This is a genomic window from Methylobacterium sp. WL103 (genome assembly GCF_008039885.1).
Taxonomy (GTDB): Bacteria; Pseudomonadota; Alphaproteobacteria; order Rhizobiales; family Beijerinckiaceae; genus Methylobacterium; species Methylobacterium cerastii.
Window position 1 is genome coordinate 1 of the sequence record NZ_VRUX01000137.1, and the last position, 9,118, is coordinate 9,118.

At 69.4% G+C, this 9,118-nt stretch carries 7 protein-coding genes; 3 read left to right on the forward strand and 4 right to left on the reverse strand.

The annotated features are described in order from the left end of the window. Positions 1-346: hypothetical protein (locus FV222_RS10910; RefSeq protein WP_246685416.1), on the forward strand; the 346-nt coding region annotated here is incomplete at its 5' end. On the opposite strand, the gene FV222_RS10915 is transcribed toward FV222_RS10910, so the two are convergent. Further along, positions 298-567, reverse strand: a complete 270-nt coding sequence (locus FV222_RS10915) for a DUF3297 family protein (protein WP_147751207.1) — start codon at positions 565-567, stop codon at positions 298-300. The genes FV222_RS10910 and FV222_RS10915 overlap by 49 nt on opposite strands. An 83-nt stretch (positions 568-650) precedes the next feature. Beyond that, a complete protein-coding gene (locus FV222_RS10920) occupies positions 651-1,271 on the reverse strand; it encodes a CatB-related O-acetyltransferase (RefSeq protein ID WP_187277303.1) in 621 nt (206 codons plus the stop codon). 54 nt (positions 1,272-1,325) lie between these two features. Between FV222_RS10920 and FV222_RS10925 the strand changes: the two genes are divergently transcribed. Together FV222_RS10925 and FV222_RS10930 are read left to right on the forward strand one after the other, a co-directional pair. Next, a complete protein-coding gene (locus FV222_RS10925) occupies positions 1,326-3,656 on the forward strand; it encodes an NADP-dependent malic enzyme (protein WP_147751206.1) in 2,331 nt (776 codons plus the stop codon). A gap of 64 nt (positions 3,657-3,720) precedes the next feature. After that, positions 3,721-5,166 (forward strand): acetamidase/formamidase family protein, encoded by a 1,446-nt coding sequence (locus FV222_RS10930; protein WP_147751205.1) that lies wholly within the window; start codon positions 3,721-3,723, stop codon positions 5,164-5,166. Positions 5,167-5,205: 39 nt separating this feature from the next. On the opposite strand, the gene ppx is transcribed toward FV222_RS10930, so the two are convergent. Further along, positions 5,206-6,747, reverse strand: a complete 1,542-nt coding sequence (gene ppx, locus FV222_RS10935) for an exopolyphosphatase (RefSeq protein WP_147762009.1) — start codon at positions 6,745-6,747, stop codon at positions 5,206-5,208. Positions 6,748-6,857: 110 nt separating this feature from the next. Continuing rightward, a complete protein-coding gene (locus tag FV222_RS10940; protein WP_147814263.1) occupies positions 6,858-9,053 on the reverse strand; it encodes an RNA degradosome polyphosphate kinase in 2,196 nt (731 codons plus the stop codon). Positions 9,054-9,118: the final 65 nt, after the last annotated feature.

The window sequence follows — 9,118 nt, forward strand, 5'->3', positions numbered from 1 at the left end:
GGCCCCGCGTCGCCTCCCGCCGCTCGCAGCGCTCGACCACGCGGCCCGACTGCTCGCCGAGCACGGGTTCCATGTCGTCGCGCGGAACGAGCGCGGCGACAGCCTGTACCTGCAGCGCGAAGGATGCGCCTTCGCCCTGCGGCTGTCGAACCACGCCCGGACGACCAAGCAGCGGCAGCGCCGCACCGACGTGCTCGCGAGCCTCGTGGTCCGCGACGCCCGCAGCTCCGAGCAAGTCGCGGCCCTGGTGGCCGGTACGTTGCGCGACTTCGACCTCGCGCGCGGCCGACGGGAGGCTCAGGCCTCCGGGGCAGCTTCGGATTCGGGCGCGGCATCCCGGAAATAGGGCTCCACCGGGCCCTTGAGCTTCACCGTCATCGGGTTTCCGGCGCGGTCGAGCGTCTTGCCGGCGCTCAGCCGAACCCAGCCCTCGCTGACGCAATATTCCTCGACGTTGGTCTTCTCGACGCCCTTGAAGCGGATGCCGATGCCGCGTTCCAGAACGGTCTCGTCGTAGAACGGGCTGTTCGGGTTCACGGCGAGGCGGTCGGGAGGCGTCTGTGACATCGGGCGGACCTTCGGCGAAGACTTACAACGGGCGCGCTTGCGAGGACGGCCTCGCGAAGACGATCGGCCCGCGGGTAAGGGATTCAGGCAGGCGGCGCAACGGCGCGGGCGGCTTCGACCAGCTCGGGGATGCGCCCGCTCTGGAGAAGCGGCACCAGGCGCGCCACCGTGGCGTGCGGCAGGTCCCACCAGGCGCAGGCGACGAGGTCCGCGACCATCGCCTCGTCGAAGCGGGTTCGCACCACCCGCGCCGGGTTGCCGGCGACGACCGCGTAGGGCGGCACGTCGCGGGCGACGACAGCGCGTGCCGCCACCACCGCGCCGTGGCCGACCGTGACGCCCGACAGGATCATGCAGCCTGAGCCGAGCCAGACGTCGTGCCCGATCGACACGTCCCCGCGCGAGGCGTGGTAGTCGGCCGGCGCGTCGGCCTCGGGCCAGAGCCCGCGCATCGCCGCGAACGGATAGGTCGAGGCCCAGTCGAGCCGGTGGTCGCCGCCGAGCAGGATCTCGACCTTGTCGGCGATGGAACAATAGCGGCCGATCGTCAGCCTCCGGCCGGATTCGGCGAAACGCACCTTCGGCCGCCCGTAGGAATAGGCACCGATGGAGAATCCGTAGGCGCGCACCAGCTTTTCCAGGTGGATTCGCGTCTCGTTGTTCGGGTTGCGCCCGCTGCGCAGCCGGTGCAACAGGGCCTTCATGTGGAGGGGGTCGATGCCGGAGGGCGCACCCGCCTGATCGAGGGAGAATGGGCCATGGGCGACAACATGTCCGAGGATCTCAAGTCGGGGGCTCTCGTCTACCACCGCCTTCCGCGGCCCGGAAAGCTCGAGATCCAGGCGACGAAGCCGCTGGGCAACCAGCGCGACCTGGCGCTCGCCTATTCGCCCGGCGTCGCCGCCGCCTGCGAGGCCATCGCCGCCGACCCGCAGGAGGCCGCGACCCTCACGATCCGCCAGAACCTCGTGGCGGTGCTCACCAACGGCACCGCGGTGCTCGGCCTCGGCAACATCGGCCCGCTGGCGTCCAAGCCGGTGATGGAGGGCAAGGCCGTCCTGTTCAAGAAGTTCGCCGGCATCGACGTGTTCGATATCGAGGTCGACCAGCTCGACGTGGCCAAGCTCGTCGATGTCGTGTGTTCGCTCGAGCCGACCTTCGGCGGCATCAACCTCGAGGACATCAAGGCGCCGGAGTGCTTCGAGGTCGAGGAGCAGTGCCGCGCCCGGATGAACATCCCGGTCTTCCACGACGACCAGCACGGCACCGCGATCATCGTCGCGGCCGCCGTCCTCAACGCGCTGGAACTCGCCGGCAAGCAGCTGTCGGACGTCCGCATCGTCACCTCGGGCGCGGGCGCGGCGGCTCTGGCCTGCCTCAACCTGTTGGTCTCGCTCGGAGCGACGCGGGAGAACATCACGGTCACCGACATCAAGGGCGTGGTCTACAAGGGCCGCACCGAGCTGATGGACCGGTGGAAGGACATCTACGCGCAGGAGACCGAGGCGCGGACGCTGGCCGAGGTGATCCCCGGCGCCGACGTGTTCATCGGCCTCTCTGCCGGGGGCGTGCTCAAGCCCGAGTACCTCGAGAAGATGGCCGAGAAGCCGCTGATCATGGCTTTGGCCAATCCCTATCCCGAGATCATGCCCGACCTCGCGCAGGAGAAGCGCCCCGACGCGATGATCTGCACCGGGCGCTCGGATTTCCCGAACCAGGTCAACAACGTCTTGTGCTTTCCCTACATCTTCCGCGGCGCGCTTGATGTCGGCGCGCGCTCGATCAACGAGGAGATGAAGAAGGCGGCGGTGAAGGCGATCGCGGCGCTCGCCCGCGAGACGCCCTCCGACGTGGTCGCCCGCGCCTATGGCGGCGAGGCGCGCCCGTTCGGGCCGCGCTCGCTGATCCCGAGCCCCTTCGACCCGCGGCTGATCCTGCGCATCGCGCCAGCCGTCGCGCAGGCGGCGATGGATTCCGGCGTCGCCGGCCGCCCGGTAGAGGACATCACGGCCTACGCCGAGTCCCTCGACCGGTTCGTGCACCGCTCGGGCTTCATCATGAAGCCGCTGTTCTCGAAGGCGAAGGAGAACCCGAAGCGCGTCATCTACGCCGAGGGCGAGGACGAGCGCGTTCTGCGCGCGGTCCAGGCCATCGTCGAGGACGGCGTCGCAAAACCGATCCTCGTCGGCCGGCCGCGGGTGGTCGAGACCCGGCTCAAGCGCTTCGGCCTGTCGATCCAGGAGGGCCGCGACTTCGAGCTGATCGATCCGGAGGACGATCCACGCTACCGCTCCTACGTCCAGACCTACCTCGACATCGCCGGCCGGCGCGGCATCACGCCGGACGCCGCCCGCACTCTGGTGCGCACCAACACCACGATCATCGGCGCCATCGCCGTGCGCCGCGGCGAGGCCGACGCGCTGATCTGCGGGCTGGAAGGCCGGTTCGAGACCCGCCTGCGCATCATCCGCGACGTCATCGGGCTCTTGCCCGGCGTGACGCAATGCGCCGCGATGAGTCTGATCGTTACCAAGAAGGGCGCCTACTTCCTCGCCGACACGCATGTGCGCCAGGACCCGAGCGCCGAGGAGATCGCCGAGCTCGCCGTCGCCTGCGCCGGGCACGTCACGCGCTTCGGCATCACCCCGAAGATCGCGCTGCTGAGCCATTCCGACTTCGGCCAGTCCGACACGCCCTCGGCGATGAAGATGCGGGCCGCCCTCGGTCTGATCCACGAGCGCGCGCCCGACCTCCAGGTCGACGGCGAGATGCAGGCGGATTCCGCCCTCTCGGAGATCGTTCGCGACCGGGTGCTGCCCGGCTCGCCGCTGAAGGGCGCGGCCAACGTGCTGATCTTCCCGAACCTGGATGCGGCCAACATCGCCTACCAGTTCGCCAAGGTGCTGGCCGACGCCCTCCCCGTCGGCCCGCTGCTGATCGGCCCGGCCAAGCCCGCCCACATCCTCACACCGTCGGTGACGGCGCGGGGTATCGTCAACGTCACCACCGCCGCGGTGGTGGAGGCGCAGGCGGGCGACGAGCAGAAGCTCGACTCGGCCGAGCCCGGCGTCGGGATGATCTCGGAGTAACCGGCGCGAGCCTGGCAATCCCCTTGCATCGTCCGGTCCCACCGAAACCGTGTGGGCCGAGACGATGTGCCAGGGTGACGATCCGAACTGCGCGGCGTTCGCCGAGCATCGCCGCCGCTTCCTCGGGGATCTCGCGCCCGAACGCCGCGCCTTCCTGAAGAGCGGGTTCGTCGCGACGGGCGGCGCGGTCGCCCTTGCCGCCGGTGGCCTGTCGCTGGTCACGCCGGCCCTCGCTCAGACCAGTGCGGGCCGCGGGCCGCGGCAGGCGACGCACCAGATGCTGCCGGCCAACGCCGACACGGTGCATTGGGGCTATTTCAGCAAGAACCTGAAACCGCAGGTCGAGATCGCGTCGGGCGATTTCGTCACGATCGAGACGCTGACGCACCAGGCCAGCGACGATTCCGAGCGGATGATCCAGGGCGATCCGGGCGCCGAGAGCGTCTACCTCTGGACCAAGGACAAGAAAGGCGTCGCGCGGCGTGGCGCAGGCCCCGACGATGCCAAGCTCGGTCCCGGCGGCGGCCTGGGCGTCCACATCTGCACCGGCCCGGTGGCGATCCGCGGCGCGGAGCCCGGCGACGTGCTGGAGGTCCGCATCCTCGACGTCACGCCGCGCCCTTGCGCCAACCCGAAGTTCAAGGGCCTCGCCTTCGGAAGCAACGCCGCCGCCTGGTGGGGCTACCACTACAAGGACCTTCTGACGGGCGAAAAGCCGCGCGAGGTCGTGACCATCTACGAGGTCGACGCGACCGGGACGCGCGATTGGGCGAAGGCCGTCTACAGCTTTCGCTGGCCGGGCGTGACCGATCCGAACGGGATCGCCCATCCGACGATCGACTATCCAGGCCTGCTGGTCGACCACACCAAGACCGACCGGAACTTCGATGTCTTGAAGGGCATCCGCGTGCCGATCCGACCGCATTTCGGCACAATGGGCTTGGCGCCCGCGGAAGCCGACATGGTGAACTCCATTCCGCCGAGCTACACCGGCGGCAACATCGACAACTGGCGCATCGGCAAGGGCGCGACGATGTACTATCCGGTCGCCGTGCCGGGTGCGCTGTTCTCAGTCGGCGACCCGCATGCGAGCCAGGGCGATTCCGAACTCTGCGGCACCGCGATCGAGTGCTCGCTCACCGGCACGTTCCAGTTCGTGCTGCACAAGAAGCAGGACCTTGCCGGTACAGCCCTCGAAAGCCTCGACTTTCCGATGATCGAGACCAGGGACGAGTGGGTACTTTCCGGCTTCAGCTATCCGAACTATCTCAAGGACCTCGGCGCCGGCGCACAGGAAGCCATCTTCCAGAAATCCTCGATCGACCTCGCCATGCGCGACGCCTTCCGCAAGATGCGGCAGTTCCTGATGCACGCGAAGGGGCTGACGGAGGACGAGGCGATCTCGCTGATGTCGATCGCAGTCGATTTCGGCATCACCCAGGTGGTGGACGGCAACTGGGGCGTCCACGCGATCGTCAAGAAGGCGATCTTCGCCGAGCGGACGGCTTGAACGGCTGCGCGGCGCTCACGCCGCGCATCTACCGGCGCGTCACCCGACGCGGACGCGCCCTTCGAGCCCAACGATGCGGCCGAGGCCGCGGACGCGGTTGAGCAGGCGGTCGCCATTCAAAGCGTCCCACTCGGGCGGCAGACTCAGTATGACGCGGCCGTCCTCGATCTTGAGCGGCATGCGGCGCAGGGCGCCCTCCATCCCGGCGGTCATCGGAAACGCGACCCGCAGCAGGGCGCCGATGAGGCGGGCCCGCTCGAACAGGCGCGGACCGGCGAGCGCACGCAGCATCGGGTTGGCCTTCTCCGGGGCGACGCCCTCGTGGCGGAAGTAGATCGCCAGGGCAAGGAAGCCGCGGCCGGGATGGTCGATGCCGACGAAGGCCGCGTTCTGGATGATCGCAATGCTCTGCTCGCCGCGGTAGTCGGGATGCGCCCGCCAGCCGATGTCGGACAGGAGGCAGGCGGCATGCCGCAGCCGGCGCTCGTCGGCGGTCTCCGGTCCGTCGAGCGCCGCCACGAACCGGTCGGTCCAGGCGATCAGCTCGTCTGCGTGGCGCGGCGAGCGCGCGCGAAGCTGGTTCAGCTCGGCGCAGGAGGCGAGCAGCGGATCGAGCGCGCGGGTGTCGCGGTCGACCTGCTCGTAGAGCAGGCCCTCGCGCACGCCGGAGGCCGAGATCGCGACCTCGCGCGGCCGGCCGACGCGGATGATCTCCTCCAGCACCACGGCCCCGTAGGCGAGCAGCGGGCGGCGCGCTTCCGAAATCGCCTCGACGTCCTGCAGCGTCGCCGCGTCGGATTGCTCGACCACCTGAAGGAAGCTCAGCTCGTCAGTCGGCTCGACGGTGTAGCCATGCATCACGTGGACGGGATATTGGCGCGCGGCCTGATGCAGGCGGGCGAGCGCCCGCCAGGTGCCGCCGACGGCGTAGAAGGTGCGCCCGCGGAGCGTCTCCAGCTGCGGCGCGGCCTTCTTCATGTGCTCGCGCACGATCTTGCCGGCCTTCTTCAGCGAGCCGCCCGAGAGGTCCTGCAGCGCGAGCCCGCCGAGCGGCATCGTCACGCCCTGCCCGACCACCGCGCCGCGCACGTCCACGAGTTCCAGCGAGCCGCCGCCGAGGTCGCCGACCACGCCGTCCGGCGCATGGAAGCCCGACACCACGCCGAGCGCCGACAGCTCGGCCTCGCGCCGGCCGGACAGGAGCTCGATGCGGGTGCCGCAGGCGGCTTCCGCCGCCTCGAGGAAGGCGGGGCCGTTCGAGGCGTCGCGGGCAGCCGCGGTGGCGAGCACGAAGAGGCGCCCGACCCGCATCGTCTCGCAGAGCACGCGGAAGCGCGCGAGTGCGGCCAGCGCCCGGCGCACCGCCTCGTCGTTGAGGCGGCCGGTGGTGAGGACGTTGCGGCCCAGCCCGCACAGGACCTTCTCGTTGTAGAGCGGCGTCGGCGCCCGGCTCAGGCCGTCATAGGCCACGAGGCGGACCGAGTTCGAACCGATGTCGATGATCGCGACGGGCGCGTTGACCAAGGCCGGCTCCCGGTCGGCGGAATGGGCGAGCGTGAGGTTGGCGCGATGGGGACCCAAGCAACGACCTCGCTGTATGATACCGACCGGCTGCGTCGAACGCACGTCTGACCGATCCGGCGGCACGATCCGCGCCGCTCGATCCATGTATCCGTCCGGCGGCCGGACGATCAGCCCCGCTGTGCGCGACGGCTGAGGGCCCGCGGACTCGACTTCTTCGACGACTTGCCGCGGCCGGACAGGCTCGGGTTCGTCATGAAGTACTTGTGCGCGTTGAACGGTTCCTCGCCATCGGCGGGGTGGATACGCTCGGCGCCGCCGGATGCCAGTACACGCCAGCTCTGGCGGTTGTCGAGGAGGTTGGCCAGCATGATCTGGTCGAGAACCTGTTGATGGACCGTCGGGTTGCTGATCGGCAGCAGGGACTCGACGCGGCGGTCGAGGTTGCGGCTCATCAGGTCGGCCGAGGAGATGTAGACCGTCGCCTTCGGGTGGGGCAGCCCGACGCCGTTGCCGAAGGCGTAGATGCGCCCGTGCTCCAGGAAGCGCCCGACGATCGACTTGACGCGGATCGTCTCAGAGAGGCCCGGAACGCCCGGCCGCAGGCAGCAGATGCCGCGGACGACGCAGTCGATCTGCACGCCCTCCTGAGAGGCGTCGTAGAGCGCATCGATCACCTGCGCGTCGACGAGCGAGTTGCACTTGATCCAGATCGCAGCCGGGCGCCCGGCCTTGGCATGCGCCGCCTCCGCCTCGATGTCGGCGAGCAGCCGCGCCTTGGCGGTGAGCGGCGAGACCGACATCCGCTCCAGCTCCGCCGGCTCGGCGTAGCCGGTGATGAAGTTGAAGATCCGCGACACGTCGCGCGCCACCGCCGGGTCGGCGGTGAAGAACGACAGGTCGGTGTAGATGCGCGCGGTGATCGGGTGATAGTTGCCGGTGCCGACATGGCAGTAGGTGACGAGCTTGTCGCCCTCGCGCCGCACCACCATCGACAGCTTGGCGTGGGTCTTCAGCTCGACGAAGCCGAACACCACCTGCGCGCCGGCCTTCTCGAGGTTGCGCGCCCAGCGGATGTTGGCCTCTTCGTCGAAGCGCGCCTTCAGCTCGACCAAAGCCGTCACCGACTTGCCGAGCTCGGCCGCCTCCGCCAGCGCCGCGACGATCGGCGAGTTGGAGGAGGTGCGATACAGCGTCTGCTTGATCGCCACGACGTTCGGGTCGCGGGCGGCCTGCGCCAGGAACTGCACCACCGAATCGAACGACTCGTAGGGGTGGTGGACGCAGAAATCCTTCTGGCGGATCGCCGCGAACACGTCGCCGCCGCTCTCGCGGATGCGCTCCGGGAAGCGTGGGTTGTAGGGCTTGAACTTGAGGTCGGGACGGTCGATCCCGACGATCTGCGACAGTTCGTTCAGCGCCAGCATGCCCTCGACGATGAAGATCGCGTCCGCGCCGATCTCAAGCTCGTCGCAGACGAAGCTGCGCAGGTCCTCCGGCATGCCGGATTCGACCTCGAGGCGGATGACGATGCCGCGGCGGCGCTGCTTCAGCGCGGTCTCGAAATGCAGGACGAGGTCCTCGGCCTCCTCCTCGATCTCGAGATCCGAATCGCGGATCACCCGGAAGGCGCCCTGCCCCTTCACGAGGTAGCCCGGGAACAGCCGCCCGGTGAACAGCACGATCACCTGCTCGATGGCGATGAAGCGCGCGACCGTGTCGTCCTCGATCGCCGGTAGGCGCACGAACCGGTCGAGCACGCCGGGCATGCGGATCAGTGCGCGCAGCACCCGCCCGTCGCGCGGCCGCGTCAACATCAGCGCGATGGTCGTGCCGAGGTTGGGGATGAACGGGAACGGGTGGGCCGGGTCGATCGCCAGCGGTGTCAGCACCGGGAAGACGTGGTTGAGGAAGTACTCCTCCAGCCACGCCGCGTGCTCCGGCCGCAGCGCGTCGGGCTCGACGAGGGCGACGACGCCGTCGAGCTCCTCGCGCAAAGCCCGCCAGCGCGCCTGCTGGTCCTCGGCGAGCTTGGAGACGCCGGTGCCGATGCGGGCGAGCTGCTCGGACGGCGACAGGCCGTCCTGCGACGGCAGCGTCAGCCCGGCGCGGACCTGATCGATCAGGCCGGCGACGCGCACCATGAAGAACTCGTCGAGGTTGTTGGCCGAGATCGAGAGGAAGCGCAGCTTTTCCAGCAGGGGATGCGAGGTGTTGGCCGCCTCCTCCAGCACGCGCCGGTTGAACTGCAGCCAGGACAGCTCGCGGTTGACGAAGCGCTCGGGCGAGTTCCGCAGGGCGCGGCCGGCTTCGAGGATAGTCTCGCGCGCCGCCTTGTCGTCGTCGGCCTTGGGCGGCTCGGGGATCTCGGCAGCGGTCGGCCACTCGTCGCCGGCGGTGTCGGAGGCTGCGGCCCGGCGCGGGGCGCGGG

Bases quoted from the DNA above. Each gene is read 5' to 3' on its own strand.
- FV222_RS10915 (WP_147751207.1), bottom strand. From the start codon at position 567: ATGTCACAGACGCCTCCCGACCGCCTCGCCGTGAACCCGAACAGCCCG.
- FV222_RS10930 (WP_147751205.1), top strand. From the start codon at position 3,721: ATGTGCCAGGGTGACGATCCGAACTGCGCGGCGTTCGCCGAGCATCGC.
- FV222_RS10925 (WP_147751206.1), top strand. From the start codon at position 1,326: ATGGGCGACAACATGTCCGAGGATCTCAAGTCGGGGGCTCTCGTCTAC.
- FV222_RS10920 (WP_187277303.1), bottom strand. From the start codon at position 1,271: ATGAAGGCCCTGTTGCACCGGCTGCGCAGCGGGCGCAACCCGAACAAC.